This is a genomic window from Aeromonas popoffii (assembly GCF_000820025.1).
Classification (GTDB): domain Bacteria; phylum Pseudomonadota; class Gammaproteobacteria; order Enterobacterales; family Aeromonadaceae; genus Aeromonas; species Aeromonas popoffii.
Genome location: NZ_CDBI01000013.1, coordinates 1 through 22,092, shown reverse-complemented (window position 1 = coordinate 22,092; position 22,092 = coordinate 1). Strand labels below are relative to the sequence as shown.

Below are 22,092 nucleotides of genomic sequence, written 5' to 3'. Positions count from 1 at the left end.
AATCCATGTTAGACGGCATTTTGCAAGGACTGGGCACCGCCATGATGCCCATCAACATCTTTATGGTGATCGTCGGCTGCTTCGTCGGCACCTTCATCGGCATGCTGCCGGGCCTCGGGCCGGTCACCGCCATCGCTCTGATGATCCCCATCACCTACGGGCTGGATCCGGCCTCCGGCATCATCTTGATGGCCGGGGTCTACTACGGCTCCATGTTTGGGGGATCCACCTCCTCCATCCTGATCAACACCCCGGGCTGCTCGGCCAGCATGATCACCGCCATCGACGGCTATCCACTGGCCTGCAAGGGACAGGCGGGCAAGGCGCTGGCCATCGCCGCCTACGCCTCTTTCACCGGCGGCACCCTGTCAGCCATCTTCCTGATGGTGGCGGCCCCCCTGCTCGCCAAGGTCTCCCTCTCCTTCCAGTCAGCAGACTACTTCGCCCTCATGGTGCTGGGGCTCTCCGCGGTGGCGGCGTTTGCCGGCAAGGGCCAGGTGCTCAAGGCGCTGATCATGGCGCTGTTCGGCATCATGCTCTCCACTGTTGGCATCGACCGCAGCGTCGGGGTGGACAGGTTCACCTTCGGCCTGCCGGACTTGCGCGATGGCTTCTCCTTCCTGTTGCTGGCCATGGCCACCTTCGCCCTGGCGGAGATCCTGATGACGGTATTGCGCCCGGGCAAAGACACCAGCAAGGAGGAGGCGAGCAAGATCCAGCAGCTCGGCTCCCTCAAGCTGAGCAAGGCCGAGGTAAAAGAGATAGCGCCGCCCATAGCGCGCTCCTCGGTGCTGGGCTTTCTTATCGGTGTGCTGCCGGGCGCTGGCGCCACCATCGCCTCCTTCATGGCCTATGGCGCCGAGCGCAACTTCGCCAGCAAGCGCAGGCAGGAGGAGTTCGGCAAGGGCAGCCTGACCGGTATAGCCGCACCGGAGGCGGCCAACAACGCCGCCTCCAGTGGCGCCTTCGTGCCCCTGCTGACCCTGGGGATCCCGGGCTCGGGCACCACGGCGCTGATGCTGGGGGCACTCATCGCCTACGGTATTCAACCGGGCCCGCGCCTGTTCATGGAGCACCCGGAGGTGTTCTGGTCGGTGATCATCTCCATGTATCTGGGCAACGTGGTGCTGCTGATCCTCAACCTGCCGCTCATTCCCTATCTGGCCAAGATACTGCAGGTGCCGCGCCCCGTGCTCATTCCCATGGTATTGCTGTTCTCGCTGATCGGGGTCTACCTGGTCTCTTTCAACACCATGGACATCTATGTGATGGTACTGGTAGCGCTGATCGCCATCGGCCTGCGCCTGCTGGACTTCCCCATGGCCCCCATGCTGCTCGGGTTCATTCTGGGGGGCATGCTGGAGGATAACCTGCGCCGGGCCCTGGTGATCAACGACGGCTCACTGAGCTTCCTGTGGGAGCGACCCATTACCCTCGGCTTCACGCTGGTGACTCTGGTGATGCTGCTGTTGCCAGTCTGGCAGTGGTGGCAGGCCCGTCGTGCACCGGCTGCCAGTCTGCAGTCCGATCCGACCTGAACCCAGGGTTTTCATGAAGCAAAAGAGCGCCGAAAGGCGCTCTTTTTATGGGGAAATTCCCATGCTGCCAGCATATCGCGACTGGCAGCTTGGTGCTGGCGCATCCGTGTTAGCGCTTCTGTATTGACTGATAGCGCCGCTCCGGCCGGCCCACAGTGCCATATTCCAGCTCCGGGCTCGCCAGCTGCTGACCCACCAGAAACTCCAGATAACGGCGCGCCGTGGTACGGCTCACCCCCACCCGGTTGCCTATCTCCTCTGCGCTGGCCCCGACACTGGTCAATGCCGCCAGTACCCGTTGCAGGGTGAGCGCGTCTATTCCCTTGGGCAGGCCACCGGCCGCCACCTGCTGCAGCGGTGTACCAAACAGGGCATCCACCGCCTGCTGATCGATATCGGCAAGGGCCGCCAGGGCGGCGCGGCTCTCGGCATAGTTGCCCAGGGTATCGCGTAGCCGCTCGAACACCACGGGTTTGAGGATAAAGTCCACCACCCCGAGCCGCATCGCCTCCTGCAGGGCGCTCGCCTCCCGCGCAGCAGTGAGCAAGATCACATCCAGGCATGCCCCCGCCTGGCGCAGTTCGCGCAAGAGGGAAAAGCCTTCACCATCCGGCAGCCACACATCCAGCAGCACCAGATCGGGTTGGAGGATGGCTATCTGCTCTCTGGCATCGAACAGGGTGAGCGCCACCCCCAGCACCTCGAAGCCCGCCAGCCGCTGCACGAAGCGACGGTGGATCTCGGCGATGGCCGGATCATCTTCGACGATCAGGATCTTGATCACTCACACCTCCTTGGGAATGTAACAGACGACGCAACTTCCCTGCGCCGTGGCTTCGATAGTGATGGTCCCCTGCAGGGCATCCAGGGTCTTGCGCACCAGAGAGAGGCCGATGCCGTGACCGGGCTCGACCTTGCTGCTGACGCCGCGCTCGAACAACCTGTCCGCCAGGGCGGGATCTATGCCGCCCGCCCCGTCTTCCACCTCCAGAATGAGATCCTGGCCGAGATCGCTCAACGAGACCCGGATCGGCTGATAAGGCGCGCCGTGGCGACGGGTGGCCTCGAAGGCATTGTCGATGAGATTGCCCAACACTGTCACCAGCTGGGAACCGCTGACACGAAGGGGAATGTCATGCAGATGAGCCTCCGCGTCGACCTCCAGAACCAACCCCAGCTCATGGGCCCTGTGATACTTGCCAAGCAGCAGCCCTGCCACCTTGGGCTTGGCGATGGCCCCCATCAGGAAGCTGAGCAGGGTCTGCTCGGTAGCGGCCTCCCGCCCGATGAAGGCGAGCGCCTCCTGGGTGGCACCGAGCTCGATCAGGCCGGCAATGGTGCCGAGCTGGTTGTTGTGTTCGTGGGTCTGTACCCGCAGCAAGTCGCTGTAGGCCTGCACCTGGGAGAGCTGAGCGCTGAGCTCGGCCAGCTCATCCTTGCGCCGAAAGCTCGACACGGCGCCGATCAGCTTGCCGTCCCGCACCAGCGGCAGCCGGTTGACGATGAGCTGCTGGCCGTTGAGCACTATCTCTTCATCAAATTGGGGACGGGGATCCTGAATGAGGGAGAGCATGCGGCTCTCCGGCAACAAGCGGGTGATGGGCTGGCCTATGGCCGTCCTTGCCGCCTGCTCGTCGAGGCGCAGCAATCGGATGCCATTGGGGTTGAGGGAGGTGAGCCGCCCCTGTTCATCTATGGTGAGGATCCCTTCACGCACCGTGCGCAGGGTACAATCCAGCTCCGCATAGAGGCGCCCGATCTGCTCGGGCTCGAACCCCAGCAGGGCCCGCTTGTAGCGGCGCGCCAGCCAGGCAGCAGCGGCGCTGTTGAGCAAGACGATAATCAGAGTCATCGCCAGACCAAAGCGCAGAAAACCCTGCAGATCCGCATCAATGTCGCGCACCAGATAACCGACCGACACCACGCCGATGACCTGTTCCATCTCGTCACGGATCGGTCCCTTGCCGCGCACTGAAACCCCGAGCGATCCCTCAGCCCGGGAGGTGTAAGCCTCCCCTTGCTGAGCTCGTTTGGGATCGTCACCGACCATGGGCTGGCCGATGCGATCCGCATTGGGGTGCACCAGCCGCCGCGCCTCCTTGTCGCCGATGACGATGTAACTGGCGCCAACCTCGGCGCGGATCCGCTCCACCAGCAGGTTGAGCCGGGCGGTATCACCCCGCTTCACACCGGCGATGATCCCGGGTTCACGAGCCACCAGCCGCGCCACGTCGAGGGCCTGATCCCCCACCTCGCGGTAGCGCTGCTCGGAAACGTAGTAGTAGCTGGCCCCGCTCAGCAGCACCAGTTGCAGCAGACTGACCAGACAGAGCATCAGCAGGAAGCGTCCTTGCAACCCGAGTCTCATGCCTCCTTGTCACCTCGCAACAGGTCGAGCAGCAGGCTGCCGTCGCGCAGGACCTTGTGCACCTGCACCGAGGTGGGCTTGGTGGGATCTTCGTAAAAGTGGGTAGACTCGATTTGCAGCCGTACCAGGTATTCGGCCGGCAACTGGCTGGCCAGAGACTGGTGCAGCATGGGGAACAGCAGCCGATCGGCGCGGGTTATTTCCCCCCCCAGCAGCAGCTTGCCCGGATTGAGCAGGCAGATGAGGTTGGAGAGCACCCGTGAGAGACGACCGGCCGCCTGATGCAATATGTCCTGGCACAGGCTGTTGCCCGCCAGCGCCAGCTCGCACAGCTCGCGGATGGTAACGCTCTCGGGCAGATCATGCTCCTGCATGCGTTCACGCAGCTCCCGGTATTGCGCCTCCAGTGCCTGATTGGTCACCAGGGTACAGGCGCAACCAAAGCCACCGCAGTAGCAACGCTGGCCATAGGGCTCGAGCTGCAGGTGGCTGAGATCGCCGAGCAGGGCCGACTCGCTCTCGATGAGCTGGCCATTGACCACCATGCCGACACCTATGTCGTTATGCACGAACACCAGCACCGCATCGGCGCAGTTTTTGGCGGCCCCCCACTCGCGCTCGGCCTGGATCCAGGTGCGCACGTCGCCACTGACCAGCACGGGTACCTCGAACGCCTGTTGCAGGGTGGGGCCAAGCGGCCAGTTACGCAGATCATAAAAGGGGAAGTGCTTGACCATGCCGGAGTGGCGCTCCACCTGCCCCGGCAGGCACAGTGCAATACAGGCAAGGCGCAGCGCTTTCTTTGGCAGGAAACCCTGGATGGCGCGCACCAGGCTGACCAGCAGGTCGGCACGCTCAGCCTCGCTGAAGGTGTGACGATGACGGGCGAGGGAGCGACCGGCCAGATCGAACAGGGCCATGTCCACATAGCCACGGCCAAGCCGCATGGAGAGAAACTGGAAGCGGCGCTCGTTGATGCGCAGCAGGGTCTGACGGCGACCACGGCCCACCGAGCTCTCGCCACAGGTCACCACCAGACCGCCATCGAGCAGTTCACGGGTGATCTTGGTGATGCTGGCCGGAGAGAGGCCGGTCAAACGGGACAGATCGGTACGGGACAGCTCCTTGTGCTCCTCCAGGCTGGCGTAGACCAGACCATAGTTGAGCTGACGGATCAAATCGATACTGCCTTTCACGATCTCATTCATAGGATATGGGTTAACGAAAAGAGCGGATGGTGACAATTTTCCCACATTCTCCGCCAATCCCCAAATTTGCCGTCTGGAAATCACGTCCAGACGGCAAAAATGCGATCAGTAGCGGAATTGGGAGACAAGTTTGCGCAATTTGTCACCCGTGCTGGCCAAGTCGCGGGTGGTACTGTTGGACGCCACAGCCGCATCGGTCAGCTCGCTGACGATCTGCTGTATGGCCACCAGGTTCTTGTTGATCTCCTCGGAGACCGCATGTTGCTCCTCGGCCGCCGTCGCTATCTGTATGTTCATATCATTGATGGTGCTGACCGCCATCACCATGCTGTCGAGGGAGGTGGCGATATGGCTCGCCTCCTGTACCGTCTCCTGGCTGCGCTCCTCGCTGGCCTGCATCACGTCTACCGCCTGTTTGACACCGCTTTGCAACCGCTGCAGCATCTCGTTGATCTCCTTGGTGCTCTGCTGGGTACGGCCCGCCAGGGAGCGCACCTCGTCCGCCACTACCGCAAATCCGCGCCCTTGCTCGCCCGCCCGCGCCGCTTCGATGGCGGCGTTGAGTGCCAGCAGGTTGGTCTGTTCGGCAATGCCGCGAATGACCTCAACCACGGATCCTATCTTGCCGGTCTCGTGCGCCAGCTGCTCGATAACGCCGGAGGCGGTATGCACCTCGTCCACCAGTCGGTTGATGCTGTTGATGGCGGAATCCACCACCCCACGGGCGGCATCGGATTCGCGCGCCGCGTCGCTGGTAGCAGTGGCTGCGTTGGAGGCGCTGGCCGCCACTTCCTGAGCGGTGGAGCTCATCTCGGTCACGGCGGTGACCACCTGATCCGTCTCCCGGCTGTGGCCGTGCATCTGATGGTCATAGTGCTCGCTCAGGTGGTGCAGCTTCTCCACCGCACTGAAGAGATGATTGCTGGTCTCCCCCACCTGACTCACCACCGACTGGATCCGCTCGACGAAGCGGTTGAAGGCGGTGGCCAGCTGGCCAATCTCGTCATGACTCTGCACCTTGAGGCGCTGGGTCAAATCCCCCTCCCCGTCGGCGATGTCATTGAGGGCCGATACCGCATCCGCCAGCGGTCGGGTGACCCGATTGCCGATCAGCACTGTCACTGCCAGGGTTATTCCCAGGATCACCAGGATCAACAGCACGCTGCTTTGCAAGGAGTTGTGCATGTTGCTCTCACGCTCGGCGCGCAGCGCCGCCAGCTCGTTGTCGATGTCATCGATGTAAAAACCCGTGCCGATGACCCACTGATACTTGTCGAGCACCAGGTTGAAGGAGAGCTTGGGCACATCCCGCCCGATGGAGGGCTTGGCGGTCCAGTACTCGGAGAAGCCATCCCCCTGGCGCGCCGCCTTGATGATCTCCTGGATCAACAGCTTGCCCTTGGCATCCTTGTCCTGCCAGCGGTTTTGACCCTCCATCTCGGGGCGGGTCGGCAGCAATACGGTATTGCCCTGAAAGTCATAGATGAAGAAATAGCCATCGCTGCTGTAGCGCAATGGTCGCAGGATCTCGGTGACCTGCTTGCGCGCTTCCGGGGAGTCTGGCTGGTTGTAGATCCTGTCGACGGCCGTCTTGGCGAGCATCAGGTAGCTGCTGAGCAATGCCTTGCGATCCTGGATCGCATTCTCCCGCGCCACCACCAGATCAGCTTCCAAATCACTCTTGAACATCATGTAGTTGCTGAGGTTGACCACCAGGGCCATCAGGAGCACGGGGATCGCTCCCAGCAACAAAATTTTCTGCTTTAGCGTCATCTTTCACATCCTTACAGCTGTCTTTATTGGTGTTTCGTTCCTACCTAACCAGTATAGGGCGCTGGTCGGCAGGGACCCGCTTTCGCTACAATCCCCGCACCTCCTCTATCGACCCTGATGGGCTGACATATGAAAAAATGTCCTTGCGGTTCAACTCTTTCTTTCGAACTGTGCTGTGGATCACTGCACCAGGGGGCCGAGGCGCAGACACCGGAGCAGCTGATGCGCTCCCGTTACAGCGCCTTCGTGCTGGGACTGGGCGACTATCTGGTGCACAGCTGGCACCCTGATCATCTGGGGGGATTGACGGCTGATCAACTCTCCCACACCGACACCCGCTGGGATGGGCTGGAGATCCTCGCCGCCCAAGGCGGCCCTTCGGACAAAACCGGCGTGGTGGAGTTCAAGGCCTGGTTCAAGGAGGGGGATGAGCGCCACTGTCTGCATGAGCGTTCCCGCTTCGTGCGCCATCAGGGACGCTGGGTCTACACAGATGGCGAGCAGGATCCGACACCACTGCAGGCTGGTCGCAACGACCCTTGCCCCTGTGGCAGCGGCAAGAAGTTCAAGAAATGCTGCGGTTGAGTGGCGGCTAACTCATGCAGAGGGGGCCCTGGTGGCCCCTTCTCTTTTAATACGGGAGTGTGACAAGAATCACGATTTGCTCATTATTTCGCACCAAAATGAGCGTTTACGAGCATTAATTTGGCCCATATCAAACATTTTCGGCCCGAGAGGCGCCACACTGGCGTCATCTGGAAGAGATGAGACGGGCAACAATGAAAAGAATAACCACACAAGTCGTCATCATAGGGGGTGGCGCCACCGGAGCCGGCATCATGCGCGATTGCGCACTGCGCGGCATCGACTGCATCCTGCTGGAACGGGATGACATCGCCGCCGGCACCACCGGCCGCAACCACGGCCTGCTCCACTCGGGTGCCCGCTACGCGGTGACGGATCCGGAATCCGCCCGCGAGTGCATTCAGGAGAACCGCATCCTCAAGCGGATCGCCAGCCATTGCGTCGAGGAGACGGGCGGTCTCTTCGTCACCCTGCCGGAAGATGACATCAATTTTCAAAATACCTTCATGAATGCCTGCGCTCTGGCGGGCATAGATGCACGCCAGATGGATCCGTCTGATGCGCTGCGCCTCGAGCCCAACGTTAATCCGGCGCTGATCGGCGCCATTCAAGTGCCGGACGGCACTGTCGATCCCTTCCGCCTCGCCGCAGCCAACGTGCTGGATGCCAAAGAACACGGCGCGCGCATCTTCACCCACAGCAAGGTGCTGGGGCTGCTCCGCACCCAGGATCGGGTCCATGGCGTCAAGGCCATCAACACCCACACTGGCGAGGCGTTCGAGGTGGAGTGTCAGGAGGTGATCAATGCCGCCGGGATCTGGGGCCAGCAGATCTGCGAGTACGCCGATCTCGGCATCCGCATGTTCCCGGCCAAGGGTTCGCTGCTCATCATGGATTACCGCATCAACCAGATGGTGCTCAACCGCGCCCGCAAACCGGCGGATGCGGACATTCTGGTGCCGGGCGATACCATCTCCCTCATCGGTACCACCTCCAGCCGCATCGACTACCACAAGATTGACCAGCTCACCGTGGATCCTGAGGAGGTGGAAGTGCTGCTGCGCGAGGGGATTAAACTTGCCCCCATCATGGCGCGCACCCGTCTGCTGCGCGCCTACGCCGGGGTTCGCCCCCTGGTGGCGGTGGATGGCGACGAGACCGGCCGCAACATCAGCCGCGGCATAGTCCTGCTCGATCACAGCGATCGCGACGGCCTCAAGGGCTTCAACACCATCACCGGCGGCAAGCTGATGACCTATCGGCTGATGGCCGAGTGGGCCACCGACCTCATCGCCAAGAAGCTAGGCAACACCAAGCCGTGCCGCACTGCCGAACTCAGCCTGCCCGGCTCACGGGATCCGGAGAAGGTTTCCGCACCCGGTCTGTCGGTGCCGGTCGAAGGCTCCGCCCAATACCGCCACGGCGAGCGGGTCATCGCCTTCTTCCGTGACAATCCCAAGGCCAATGCCCTCATTTGCGAGTGCGAAATGGTCACCGCGGGCGAAATCGAATATGCCCTGCGCGAGCTGGACGTGGACAACCTGGTGGATCTGCGCCGCCGCACCCGTCTGGGCATGGGCCCCTGTCAGGGTGAACTGTGCGCCTATCGCGCCGCCGGCCTGATGCAGGAGTATGGCAAGGCCGATGGCCGTCAGGCATGCGTCATGCTGCGCCAGTTCCTGGAAGAGCGTTACAAGGGCACCCGCCCCGTGCTGTGGGGTGATGCCCTGCGTGAAGCCGAGTTTACCTACTGGATCTACGAAGGGCTGTTTGGTCTGGGAGAGTGGACGGCGCCCCATCTGGTGGCCGAGCCTCCCTTTCCTCTCGACCCCGTGACCAAGACAGAAGACCACAGCCAGGCCCCATTGGCTCAAGGAGTGCAGTCATGAAATTTGACAGTATCGTGATAGGCGGCGGCATGGCGGGCCTCTCGGCGGCGCTGCGCCTCGCCGAAGCGGGTCAGAAGACGCTGCTGATGGCCTCTGGCCAGAGTGCCCTGCACTTCTCCTCCGGCTCCATCGATCTGCTGGAGAGCGACGGCGATCCCCGCACCGCCCTGCCCGCCTTCATGGCCGAGCATCCGGATCACCCTTACAGCAAAGTAGGCCTGACCAACATAGAGGCAAGCCTCGCCGATCTGCAGCGCCACTGCCACGAGCAGGGGCTGCCCCTGTTTCGCCAGGAGACCAACCACCAGCGGCTGACCCCCATAGGCACCCTGAAATCCACCTGGCTGTCGCCCCACACCTGCGCCTGCCTGACAGATGCACCGACCCCCGATGCCATCTTGCTGGCTACCCTGGAAGGGTTTCGCGACTTTCACCCGGCGCTCGCAGCCGCCAACCTGGCGACCCATCCACGCTTCGCCCACTGCCACATCATGACGGGCGAAATTCGCCTGCCCCAGCTTGCCGAATTCAGCCGCAATCCCCACGAGTTTCGCTCTGCTGACATAGCCCGCCTGTTTGACAAACAACAGGGCGACCAGCCCGATCTGCTGGCAGATCTGGCTCGCGAGATCTGCCGCATGGTGCACGAGAGCAGCGATCCCGGTTGCCGCCATGTTGTATTGCCCGCCTGCCTGTCGCTGGGGCTGGTCGGCCCCCGTCTGGCGGAGCTGGAAAAACGCACCGGCTGCACCATCAAGGAGGTGGCGACCATGCCGCCATCACTCATCGGCATGCGGATGCAAGAGGCCCTCAAGCGCCGCTTCCTGGCCCTTGGCGGCACCTTCCTCACCAGCGAACGGGTGCTGGGCGCCCGCTATGAGGGGGACAGAGTCATAGGCGTACACAGCCAGAACGGCGACGATCAGCTGTTCGAGGCGGACCACTTCGTGCTCGCCTCCGGCAGCTTCTTCAGTCGCGGCCTCGAATCCCGGCTGCGTGGCATTCGCGAGCCTATCTTCAATGCCGACGTGCTAAGTCTGGAGGAGCGTGACGCCTGGGCCGGTCGCCGCCTGTTCGACCACCACCCCTTCATGGGCTTCGGGGTCAAGACGGATGACACGCTGCGGGTAATGCGCGGCGGCAAGCCGCTCACCAACCTCTATGGGGCGGGCAGCGTGCTGGCTCACTATGATCCGATCCGCGAAGGCTCCGGCTCCGGTGTCGCCGTTGCCACCGGCTGGCAGGCCGCCTGCCATATTCTGGCAGGGGTGTAGGATGCCAACCCTGCATTTCCTGACTGCGGGCCGTTCGCTGCCCGCTCGACAACCCCATTGCCGCGTCCCTTGCGCTTTCAATCCGGCCCGGGAGGAGTAAATCATGCTACTGGATCACGCCAACCAAACTTTCGATCAGTGCATCAAATGCACCGTCTGCACCGCCTACTGCCCGGTGGCCAAGGCCAATCCCGCCTACCCCGGCCCGAAACAGGCGGGCCCGGATGGGGAGCGGCTGCGCATCAAGAGCCCTGAGCTGTTCGACAGCGCCCTCAAGTACTGCACCAACTGCAAGCGCTGTGAAGTGGCCTGCCCGAGCGGGGTGCGCATCGGCGACATCATCGCCAAGGCCAAACACAAGTACAGCGGCTTCAAACCCGGGATCCGCGAATTCGTGCTCTCCCACACCGATCTGATGGGCGGCATGTCCACCCTGATGGCGCCCGTGGTCAACTTCACCACCGGGCTCAAGCCCATGAAGCTGGTACTGGACAAGGCGCTGGGCGTCTCCTCCCACCGCGACCTGCCCAAGTATTCGCAAGGCACCTTCCGCGGCTGGTACAAGAAGCAGAAAGCCAGCCAGGCCCAATATGAGCGCCAGATAGCCTATTTCCACGGCTGCTACGTCAACTACAACCACCCGCAGCTCGGCAAGGAGCTGGTGCAAGTACTCAACGCCATGAACATAGGCATGCAACTGCTGGAGCGGGAGAAGTGCTGCGGTGTGCCGCTGATTGCCAACGGCTTCATGGACAAGGCCAAGCAGCAGGCGGCCTTCAACATCAAGCAGCTGGAGAACACCCTGCTGGGCAACGAGATGCCGCTCTTGGCCACCTCCTCCACCTGCGGCTTCACCCTACGGGATGAATACCCCCACCTGCTGGAGCAGGACAACCACAAGGTGCGCGATCGCATCTCGCTGGTGACCCGCTTCCTGTGGAACGAGTTCTACAAGGGCAACAAACCGGCCATGAAGCCGCTGGACCTGCACATCGCCTACCATACCCCTTGCCACATGGAGAAGATGGGCGGCGTCATCTACACACTCGAATTGCTGCGCGCCATTCCCGGGGTCAAGGTGACGGTACTGGAGTCCCAGTGCTGCGGCATCGCCGGCACCTACGGCTTCAAGTCGGAGAACTACGAGACCAGCCAGGCCATAGGTGAAGGGTTGTTTGATCAGATAAACCGCCTCAAGCCTGATCTGGTCATCACCGACTGCGAGACCTGCAAATGGCAGATCGAGATGAGCACGGCATTTCGCTGCGAACATCCCATCCACCTGCTGGCTCAGGCGCTGGCATAAGGGACCACAGTGGCAGATGGATATAGAGATGAGCACTCCGATTTCCGCTGTGCACACCCCATCCACCTGCTGGCCCAGGCACTGGTCTGATAACACAATCGCCCGCGAATGGATAAACAAAGAGCCGGCAATCGCCGGCTCTACCTTTACTCGTTTGCATGTTCAGCGCATCAAGGGTGCTGGATGATCAAACTCTGGTTATCAAGCATGGACTGCAAGATATCGTGGGACGAGCTACTGGCAACATGCCAGCTGCTCAAGTCCACGTCCTTCAGGGTGATCTGCTGAGTCACCTGGCCATCCCCCGCCGGTGATACCGAGAGACTCACGTCGCTCAGCCCGCTGCTGCCGGTGGCCATACTGGCGGAGAGGTGATTGAGCAAGCCATCCACGCTGTTGTCGGTCACCCCGTGCAACATGTCAGTCAGATCGATCTTGTCCCCCTCTTCCGGGCGAAAGTCGGTAATGGTATCCATGGCAGGCAACGCCGCCGTCCCCTCATCACCACTTCCCCACACGAAGAGATCGCTGCCGGCACCGCCAGTCAGAATGTCGTTGCCTTGGCCCCCCCTGAGCACGTCATCCCCCTGGCCAGCCAGGAGCCGATCATCTCCACCGGAACCAAACAGCCAGTCACTCTGATCCGAGCCCTGCAGGTCATGGCCGCTCTGGCTGTGGACGATGACCGTATCGGACGGGGAGCTGATGATAGCGCCACCCACACTGGACTCTGCACTCAGGGTCAGGGCGTGATCTCCCACCGGCAGATCCTTGAGATAGATCGGCACGGATTGATCCATCGGCAGTAGCCAGTCACCGTTGCTGTCAGCATGACCCACGCTCTGGCCATGCTCGTCCACCACCTGGCCGCCGCCCAGGTTGTGGATGCGAACGGAGAGCTCACCCGGCGCGGGGTTGACCACGCTGGCGCTCAGGTTGAGCGGTACCCAGGCCCCCTGCAGGGCGTGGATCTCATGGGCCCCCAGATTAAGGCGCGGATCGTCCGCCTCGGCGGTCACAGTAATGCCGATCTGGGCACTGTCGGTCAGCGCCCCACCCGACCCCGTGTTGCCCTGATCCGAGGTAGTGATGGTGAGATTGTCATCGCCCCAGAAATCCTTGGCTGGTTCATAGTGCAGCTGGCTGGCAAGCAGGTTATTGATATCGACAAGAGAACCCACCAGGGTGATCTCGCTGGTACCTGCACCCTGCACCCCCACCGCGCCGCTAGCACCCAGCAGGGTTAGCACACCGTGCTCGACCCGCAGCACCACGGACACGGGGGCAGTGCCTGCATCCACGTCCTTCACACTGATACCGGAAAGCGACAGCGAACCATCCTCTTTCACCGTCATGCTGCCCGGCACCTGATTGATCGGCGCGTCGTTGACCGGCTGCACTTCAATCGCCACCACATCGGTATCGCCAAGCGCACCGCCGCTGCCGGTATTGCCAAGATCATTGGTCACCATGGTGAGCTGATCCTGACCATTGAAGTCCTGCTTACCCTGATAAGTCACCCCCCCGGACAGCAGCGCATTGATGGCATCAAGCGACCCGCTAAGCACCAGCGTACCGGACCCGTTTCCGCTCACGGTCACCCCGCTGCCCGCAGCCAGATTGAGGGTACCGTGCTCGACCGAGAGGCGTACCTCAATGGGGCTGCTGCCCGCATCCACATCTTTCACCTGCAAACCATTAATGGTATACGGCGTGTCCTCCTCGGCCACCAGCGCTGTCGCAGGCAGCACGTTGACCGGCGCATCGTTGACCGGGCTCAGATCCACATGGATGGTGCTATTGACCTCGGGACCAAGGGCGCCGTTGTCGAGACTCTGGGCCGTCACCTTGAGATCCAGCGTCCCGTTGGTGTCATTGGTCACCAGTTCGACAGCACCCAGTTTGCCGCCATCCGTGGTCACCTGCCAACGCCCCCCTCCCAGATCAACCACAGTGCCAGCAACGCCGTTTGGCAAGCGGATCTGGGCACCATCAGGTACCCCTTCGATAGTGACCCGCACCTGCTCCGGGCCATGCTCATGGACATTAGCGGCAGTGCCGCCGGTTACCTGGGTATCATGGGTCTCTAGCCCCAGATCCAGGGTGATCACATCCCCCTCGGTGCCACTCGCCTTGTCCTGAATGTCGGCGATGATGACATCCCCCACCGGATTGACGGTGACGGTGAAGCTGCCGCTGGTCTCGAGCGGAATAGAGAGCCCCTTGTCCAGGGTAAAGGCGCTCAAGGAGAGATCCACGCTACCGCTGAAATCCGCTGGCGGGATCAGGGTCAGTTTGGAGAAGTCAGTCCCCACCGGGATCTGCCAGACGCCACCGCCATTGTTGACCGCTGGAGCCGACAGCGTGAAGCCATCCGGTACCCCCTTGATCTGCAGCGCGACTATCTGTTCCGAGCCATCGTTGTCGACAAGGGCCGCGCCAAATCCGGCGAGGTTGATCGTGCCATCCTCATTGCCTGCCACATTGTGTACCGTGAGCGTGGCCGGGTCGTTGACCGGCTTGACCTCAAATTCCACATGCCCGTTCCAGCTGCCTTGCGCCGTGCCCGTGGTGGCGGTATCCAGAATATCGACCTTGATATCCAGCGGTACCTTGCCGCTAAAGTGCTCTTTTGGCACAAACACCAGATCCTTGAGCGCCGCCATATCGCTCACCACCAGCGTGGTCAGTGGCTGGTTGCCCACCAGGAAATAGCCAAACTTGGGATCGACGGTAATGGTCACCGTCTCCACAGTCTCGAGACCGCCATCCGCAACGTTCGGGCTGATATCGGCCAGTTTGACCGAGAGGTTGAGGTGAGTCACTGTGTCTTCAACGTTACTCGGCTGACCGTTCACGTCCCTCACCTGCAGCGTCAGCTCAGGGTGACCATCCTGGCCGCCGTTGATATCCACTTCGGGGGTGATGGAAAGAGTGACTTGCTTCTCGACTGTCTTGGTATCACCGCTCACCGTATCGGTGTTGACCAACCGCACATTGAAATGCAGGTTGTTGCCAGCATAATCCTCCGGCAGGGTCAGAGTCAGCCTGTCAAGGTCACTGAGGCCGCCCGGCAGCTTGATCAGATACTCGTTATTGACGAAGTCGAAGGTCAGCCCCTCTACATTCACCCCGGCTGGCAGACCGGTGATAACGATACTGAGTTCATCATCGCCCATATCCGCAGCGCCAAGGGTAACCATGTTCTTAAGCTGGGCACCAACGTTGACTCCGTGATCTTCTACGCCGGTTATAGGGGCTCTGTTGTCAACATCGACGGTTGCTGCAACCTGATTTGACTCAATTTTATCTTTAAACTCGGCAGTGGCCGTCAGCTTACGATAAGCCGGCATACTGACATCATGTTCATTGTTATCGCCAAGATCGATCACTTGGGCACTCACCTTGAAGGTGACGGTACCACCAGGATAACCACCAGGAGCGTGTAAAGAATAATGGCCAAGCGAGCTACTCGGTACAGTCCAGTTGCCCAGACCATCGTTAATCCCCCCCACCACCACGAAACCGGGAGGCAACTCGCTTATCACCAGATAGTTGATGGTCTCACTGCTGCTAAGATCCAGCTCCTCAAAAACAAAGACACCGTTGAGCGGAATGTCATCTCCATCAGGACTGACCAGAGCCCCCCCGACTTGTACCAGATTGCCATCGAGTTCCACCACCGCCTGGATATCGACGTGCAGTTGCCCATCAATCACTTTGTTAGCCACCACACTGGAATCCACATCATGCTGGGTCACGGTGACATGGCTTTGAATCGTAATATCCCTGTCACTATCTTCCGGCGCTTTCACCAACAGCTGCCCACCCTTGAGCAGGCTGTCGAGTTGAGCGGAGGTCAACGAGACATTGCCCCCACTGATGGCGATCTGGGTATCAACGCCACCTGCACGCAACCAGATTTGGTATCCATCTGCCACGCCCGATAGCGTCAGACCAGTCACCTGTTCGGCCCCATCGGTCAACACCGGATGCCAGTCGAGCGCAACGAACTGATCTTCAAGACCATGGCTGGTCTTGCTGTAGTGGGTCGCATCGATCTCCGGTTCAACCTTGATGTGCAGGGGCACCTCGAAGCTCTTGTGATCGCCATCGCTCTCGGTCACCACGACCTTGGCAATCAGATGCAGATCAGCGGTGCTATTGGGTGGCGGCTGGATCTGCAGATTGCCCAGATCCGACACATTGACCTGATACGTCGGTTTACCACTGGCATCGAGTCCGGCAAAGGTGAGGGTCAACTCATTGCCACTGGCATCGAACACCCGGGCTCCGTCTGGCAAACCACCCAACACCATGTTGAGACTTTCCGAGTGATCGAGAGGGGTCTCTACCCACTCACCGGATGCCAGTTTGAAGTTGAGCGGCGCCTTGCCATCCTCGGCCACCGTGATGGCGTACCCTGCGCCTTCAGACGCCCAACCTGTGCCGCCCAACTCGACGTGTGGTTTATCCACGACCCCAACCAAATCCACATGGATGGTCTGGGCGCCGGTCTCCTTCTCGTTGACCACTGTATGGATCTGGCCATTGGCATCGGTCAGCGTTGCGGTGTCTTTCACCACTCCCTTGATGGTGAGATCGAAATCGACGTTGCTGTTTTTCGGTGGTTCAAGCTTGAGCTCGCGAATGCGGTCATAGGGCACCTCGTAGTAGCCCGCCGCATTCTGACCCACCGCTACACCGCCAAGCAGCAAGGTTGCCCCGGCAGGCAAGCCGCTGATACGGACAAACATCTGCTCGGAGCCATCGAGTTTGTCACCCAGCTGAGCCAGGGAGATCTTGCTACCCAAATCGAGCAAGATGTCTTCCTTGCCCTGAATATCACGAATGGTCAGCTTGGCATCATCCGCCTGCGGATTGACGTTGATCACCACCGCCAACGGATCGCCGAGGGCTGTCACCTTGTCGGTCACCACAGGGGTATTCTCTGTGCTCACCGGTGTCACCACCAGCTTGATGTCACCGCTGTAGTCCTTACCGGGCACCACGATTATCTTGTTGATGTCGCCGCCAGCAACGGTGTAGAGGCCGTTTGCCCCCGGGGTGAGCACCTTGCCATTCAGGGTCAGGCTGCCCTGGCCCGACTCCCACTTGATCTGGTAGCTCAGGGTTTCGGAGCCATCGGTGTCGGTGAGCGCGGCCTTCACGTTGAGCGCGATACCGGCACTGTCTTCATTGGTGCTGTAGTGCTGATTCGTGCTCGCCCCATCCCAGAGCGGCTTGTCGGCAATGCCCTCTACCGTAATGTCCAGATTGCCGGTCAACACCGGGGGCTTGTTCCCCTCGGTGACGCCCACCTGTAATTGCACCGGGAAGCGCAGCGCGCTGCCCCCGTTGTTGTAGCTCGAGTAGTCATGATTTGGTACGAAGGTGACACCGGTCAGCTGGAACCTGTCATTGGTATTGGCCACCGCCACCATGGCCTCTGGCGGCACCTGATACCAGGTCTTGCCACCCTGGGTAATGGTGGTGAGTGCGATGCCGTTGAAGTAGAAGGTGCCCTGGGCATTGGCCGGTGCCTGGATAAGCAGCTGCTCCACATGCTCACCCCGATCGAAGTCGCCTATATCCAGGTTCATGGTGATGGGGATCCCCTGGCCGGGATTGGTCGCCCCCGTATCCTCTTGGCCGGTGGCCGCGCTCACGGTGAGCTTGCCTGCCTCATCCTGGATGGTCAGGGTCAGGACCCCATCATCAGTATCTCGGTCCCCGTCCACCAGATGAAATTCAATCTGCTGCACCAGCGTGGTGTTGCTGTGATCGATGCCCGATTTGGCGGTAAAGCTGTAGGTACCCTCGGCATTGATCACCAGAGTGCCGATGACTTGCCCTGTGCCGTCAGCCACCGCGATGGTGGTGTTGCCGCTAGCTGCGATGGGGTGTTCGGTACCATTGATGGTCACCGATTTCACCACCGCATCGTCCGCCCCCTCGCTGGCGGTGGCCAGCAGATCGCCGGTCACTTTCGCACCTTCATTCAGGGTCTTGCTCGCATCCACGGCCACGGGCACATCATCCTGCACGCTCACATGGCCAATCACTTCGGCGCTGAGGTCTCCGTCACTGTCTCGCGCCTGTAACGGCAGCTGGATATCCAGCAGATCCTTACCCTGGACGCTGTGATCCAGATTGCCGGAGAGCTCGAAGGTATAACGGCCGGAGACATCCAAAGTCAGCTTGAAGATAACCTTGCCCGCGCTGTCCTTGCCAAGATACACGCCCGGCTGGCTATCGGCGCCGATGGTGACCGCCTTGCCCCCCGACGTGAGGCTGTTGAGGGCGTTGAAACGTGCCACATCCAGTTGCAGAGAGACCACCCGGTCGCTCCCGGCGGCAATCGTCACCTGGCCGACGGCAACTTCGCCCGTGCCTGACGGGCTGGTCCCCCCATGCTGGCCACCGCCACCATTGAGATCGGACTCCTTGACGGTCCCCCCCTCGACATTGGTGATCACTGGATCGGCCGCATCAGAGATCACCGCCGTGGTGTTGCCGGTGGTCACACTGCCATCGCTATCAGTGACCTTGACTGGCAAAGTCAGTTCCAACTTGTTGTCAGCGCCGTGATCCAGGTTGGTATGCACAGTCACCTGATAGCCGATCTCCGCACTGGTATGAGCGGCGATGCTGGCGGGGACGGTGGGGATGGACACCGTCATCACTACCAGACCGCCGCTGGTCACCGCCTGAAAGCTGTGGCCATCCGTGCCAATGGCCTTCCAGGTCAAGGCTTCGCCATTGTGGGTAATGGGCTTGCCACTGGCATCCATGACCTGACCGGAGAGGGCCAACCGCACATCGACCACGGGGTCTGAGTCGGCCTTGATGGTGATCTTGCCGCTCGCCTGCTGGTCATCGGTGGCCAAGTTGGCGCCATCGAAACGCCCTTCGCCAAGCGTCACGCCGGTCAGGGTGAGGGTCGGTTTCTCCCCTTCCCCAATCTTGATATTGAGGGTGCCGCTGGTGCTGTCGTTGTTGCCGCCTGCCTTGTCGTAGTCGTTGACGATCACCTTGATGGGCAGCTCGGTCACGGCGTTGCCACCCTGATGAAGCCCCTGATAGAGGGTCACCTGATAGTCAAACCCGTTCTTGCCCGCCTGATCGAGGCTGCCAGTCAGCTTGACCTCGAATACCTCGACCCGCTGGCCATCCACCATCACATAACCTTTGAGCAGCTGGCTGCCGGGGATGGCGGGATCCCCATCAACCAACTCGTACTGCACCGGTTTACCCAATGCAGTCAGCACAGGCTGTTCACTGGCATCGGCAAACGCCACTTCGGCCACCCGATCCGACCCGGCTTGCACATCGAAGTGGCCGGTTTGGCTCAGGCTGTTACTGCCGGTGAGGCCCCCCTCATCCAGCGTCACGCCTGTGCCAGCGATAAAGCTCGGCGCCTTGCCATCCACAATGGTGAGCGGCAGCGTGGTGCCGACGCTATCGCCATCCTGGTCGGTAAGGGTAACTGCCAGCGGCAGCTTGAGGGATTCGCTCCCCTTGTGGTCCAGCTCGCCGGTCAGGGTCACCTTGGCGGTGACGCTCCAGTTGCCGTTGTTGTCGACCAGACTCAGCTCGGCGCGCAGCACCACCTGTCCACCGGCGGTCCCGACCAACTGACCGTTAGCATCGAGGGAGAAAGTGACCGGATTGCCGTGGCTGGTCAGCCCGGTCAGGGTGCCCTGAATCGCGGTGATATCAAAACCAAGGGAGCTGGGGTCGAGGGCATCACTGCCGTGCGCAACCGAAAAACTCATGGTGCTGACGGCGGCTGCCTCCCCTTGCGCCGTCTCGGTCATCGTGGTGCCACTCACGGCAGAGATGGTCGGGTTGGCGCCATCGCCCACCGCGACTGTAAGGGTGGAAGAGACCCTGTCACCATCACTGTCGAGCAGGGAAAAGCCCGCTTGCAGCAAGCTATTTGCACTGCCCTGATCGAGCTGCTGATGGAAGGTGACGCTGTATTTGCCGTCATCGCCGAGGGTCAACTCAAACACCAGCTTGCCATCGGGGGTATGCCCCTCGATACGGTGATCGGCCACCGTGATGGCAACGGCCTGCTTGCCCGAGGTGAACCCTTGCAACCCCGGCTGATTGGCATCGAAGGTGATGCTGGCCAATGGATCGCTGCCTACCGTGATGGCCAGATCGCCAGACAGGCTCTGCCCCAGCTGCCAGTCGCTATCTTCGCTTACGGTGACCGAAACCGGATTCACTTGCGGCAAAACACCGTCGGTAATGGTGATATTGAGGGTGCCGAGGTTGCTCTTGTCCCCGTCAAAGTCGCTGCCTTGTACGTTCAAGCCGAGATTAAGTCGATCGGTCGCCACCGGCTCGTCAAACACGCCGGTCAGAGAAACGCTGTATTTGCCATCCAGCCCGATGGTGACGGTGAGGATCGTCTTGCCCTGCCAATCCTTGACGATCAGCTGGTTGTCATTGACCTCGACACTGGTGGCCTTGCCCTGACTGGTCAGCCCGGCCAACGCCGGTTGGTTCGCATCAAAGTTGAGGGAGACCAGACGATCACTGCCCACCGTCACCGGCAGCTGACCATCAATGCTCTGGTTGCCCCCCTCTTGCAGGGCGACCCCCTTGTCCAGACCGAGCGCAGGATCGGCGCTGTCACTTACTGTGATAGTGGCTGAGCCCTGACTCTGGCTGCCATCGCTATCAGTGACCTTGACTGGCAAAGTCAGTTCCAACTTGTTGTCAGCGCCGTGATCCAGATTGGTATGCACCGTCACCTGATAGCCGATCTCCGCACTGGTGTGAGCGGCGATGCTGGCGGGGACGGTGGGGATGGACACAGTCATCACTACCAGACCGCCGCCGGTCACCGCCTGGAAGCTGTGGCCATCCGTGCCAACGGCCTTCCAGGTCAAGGCTTCGCCATTGTGGGTAATGGGCTTGCCACTGGCATCCATGACCTGACCGGAGAGGGCCAACCGCACATCGACCACAGGGTCTGAGTCAGCCTGGATGGCGATCTTGCCGCTCGCCTGCTGATCATCGGTGGCCAAGTTGGCGCCATCGAAACGCCCTTCGCCAAGCGTCACGCCGGTCAGGGTGAGGGTCGGTTTCTCCCCTTCCCCAATCGTGATATTGAGGGTGCCGCTGGTGCTGTCGTTGTTGCCGCCTGCCTTGTCGTAGTCGTTGACGATCACCTTGATGGGCAGCTCGGTCACGGCGTTGCCACCCTGATGGAGCCCCTGATAGAGGGTCACCTGATAGTCAAACCCGTTCTTGCCCGCCTGATCGAGGCTGCCGGAAAGCGTAACCTCGAACACCTCGACCCGCTGGCCATCCACCATCACATAACCTTTGAGCAACTGACTGCCGGGGATGGCGGGATCCCCATCAACCAGCTCGTATTTAACGCTCTGGCCGAGAGCAGTGAGAGCCGGTTGCTGGTTGGCATCAGCAAAGGCCACTTCGGCCACCCGATCCGACCCGGCTTGCACATCGAAGTGGCCGGTTTGGCTCAGGCTGTTACTGCCGGTGAGGTCCCCCTCATCCAGCGTCATGCCAGTACCAGCGATAAAGCTCGGCGCCTTGCCATCCACAATGGTGAGCGGCAGCGTGGTGCCGACGCTATCGCCATCCTGGTCAGCAAGGGTAACTGCCAGCGGCAGCTTGAGGGATTCGCTCCCCTTGTGGTCCAGCTCGCCGGTCAGGGTCACCTTGGCGGTGACGCTCCAGTTGCCGTTGTTGTCGACCAGACTCAGCTCGGCGTGCAGCACCACCTGTCCACCGGCGGTCCCGACCAACTGGCCGTTAGCATCGAGGGAGAAAGTGACCGGATTGCCGTGGCTGGTCAACCCGGTCAGGGTGCCCTGAATAGCGGTGATATCAAAACCAAGGGAGCTGGGGTCGAGGGCATCGCTACCGTGCGCGACCGAGAAACTCATGGTGTTGACGGCGGCCGCCTCCCCTTGCGCCGTCTCGGTCATCGTGGTGCCAGTCACGGCAGAGATGGTCGGGTTGGCGCCATCGCCCACCGCGACTGTAAGGGTGGAGGAGACCTTGTCGCCATCACTGTCGAGCAGGGAAAAGCTCGCTTGCAGCAAGCTATTTGCACTGCCCTGATCGAGCTGCTGATGGAAGGTTACGCTGTATTTGCCGTCATC

The 22,092-nt window shown here is 61.1% G+C and carries 9 protein-coding genes and 1 pseudogene; 5 read left to right on the top strand and 5 right to left on the bottom strand.

Annotation, left to right across the window (positions count from 1 at the left end; all coding sequences use genetic code 11):
- Nucleotides 1-5 precede the first annotated feature (5 nt).
- Nucleotides 6-1,538, top strand: coding sequence for a tripartite tricarboxylate transporter permease (locus tag BN1129_RS02290; protein ID WP_042034225.1), 1,533 nt, complete (start codon nucleotides 6-8; stop codon nucleotides 1,536-1,538).
- Nucleotides 1,539-1,647: 109 nt separating this feature from the next.
- Here the strand turns inward: BN1129_RS02290 and BN1129_RS02285 are convergent, their stop codons facing one another.
- The 4 genes from BN1129_RS02285 to BN1129_RS02270 all read right to left on the bottom strand — a co-directional run bounded on the left by BN1129_RS02285 (nucleotide 1,648) and on the right by BN1129_RS02270 (nucleotide 6,887).
- The gene (locus BN1129_RS02285) at nucleotides 1,648-2,322 is read right to left on the bottom strand and encodes a response regulator (protein WP_042034224.1); all 675 of its coding nucleotides are present in this window, start codon (nucleotides 2,320-2,322) and stop codon (nucleotides 1,648-1,650) included.
- Nucleotides 2,323-3,906 (bottom strand): ATP-binding protein, encoded by a 1,584-nt coding sequence (locus BN1129_RS02280; protein ID WP_042034222.1) that lies wholly within the window; start codon nucleotides 3,904-3,906, stop codon nucleotides 2,323-2,325.
- A complete protein-coding gene (locus BN1129_RS02275) occupies nucleotides 3,903-5,114 on the bottom strand; it encodes an ROK family transcriptional regulator (RefSeq protein WP_042034221.1) in 1,212 nt (403 codons plus the stop codon). The genes BN1129_RS02280 and BN1129_RS02275 overlap by 4 nt, the downstream gene beginning before the upstream one ends.
- 105 nt (nucleotides 5,115-5,219) lie before the next feature.
- Nucleotides 5,220-6,887, bottom strand: a complete 1,668-nt coding sequence (locus BN1129_RS02270) for a methyl-accepting chemotaxis protein (protein WP_042034219.1) — start codon at nucleotides 6,885-6,887, stop codon at nucleotides 5,220-5,222.
- Between the two features lie 129 nt (nucleotides 6,888-7,016).
- Between BN1129_RS02270 and BN1129_RS02265 the strand changes: the two genes are divergently transcribed.
- The 4 genes from BN1129_RS02265 (at nucleotide 7,017) to glpC (ending at nucleotide 11,941) form a co-directional block, all read left to right on the top strand.
- A complete protein-coding gene (locus tag BN1129_RS02265) occupies nucleotides 7,017-7,472 on the top strand; it encodes a YchJ family protein (RefSeq protein ID WP_084204547.1) in 456 nt (151 codons plus the stop codon).
- A 194-nt stretch (nucleotides 7,473-7,666) separates the two neighbouring features.
- Nucleotides 7,667-9,361: an anaerobic glycerol-3-phosphate dehydrogenase subunit A gene (glpA, locus tag BN1129_RS02260; RefSeq protein WP_042034217.1), complete on the top strand. Its 1,695-nt coding sequence runs from the start codon at nucleotides 7,667-7,669 to the stop codon at nucleotides 9,359-9,361.
- Complete coding sequence (gene glpB / locus BN1129_RS02255; RefSeq protein WP_042034215.1) at nucleotides 9,358-10,635, top strand: glycerol-3-phosphate dehydrogenase subunit GlpB; 1,278 nt, start codon at nucleotides 9,358-9,360, stop codon at nucleotides 10,633-10,635. The genes glpA and glpB overlap by 4 nt, the downstream gene beginning before the upstream one ends.
- A gap of 103 nt (nucleotides 10,636-10,738) precedes the next feature.
- On the top strand, nucleotides 10,739-11,941 hold the full coding sequence (glpC, locus tag BN1129_RS02250; protein ID WP_042034214.1) for an anaerobic glycerol-3-phosphate dehydrogenase subunit GlpC: 1,203 nt from the start codon (nucleotides 10,739-10,741) through the stop codon (nucleotides 11,939-11,941).
- Between the two features lie 170 nt (nucleotides 11,942-12,111).
- Here glpC and BN1129_RS02245 read toward each other — a convergent pair.
- A pseudogene (locus BN1129_RS02245) lies at nucleotides 12,112-22,032 on the bottom strand (T1SS-143 repeat domain-containing protein); the annotation flags it as partial.
- Nucleotides 22,033-22,092: the final 60 nt, after the last annotated feature.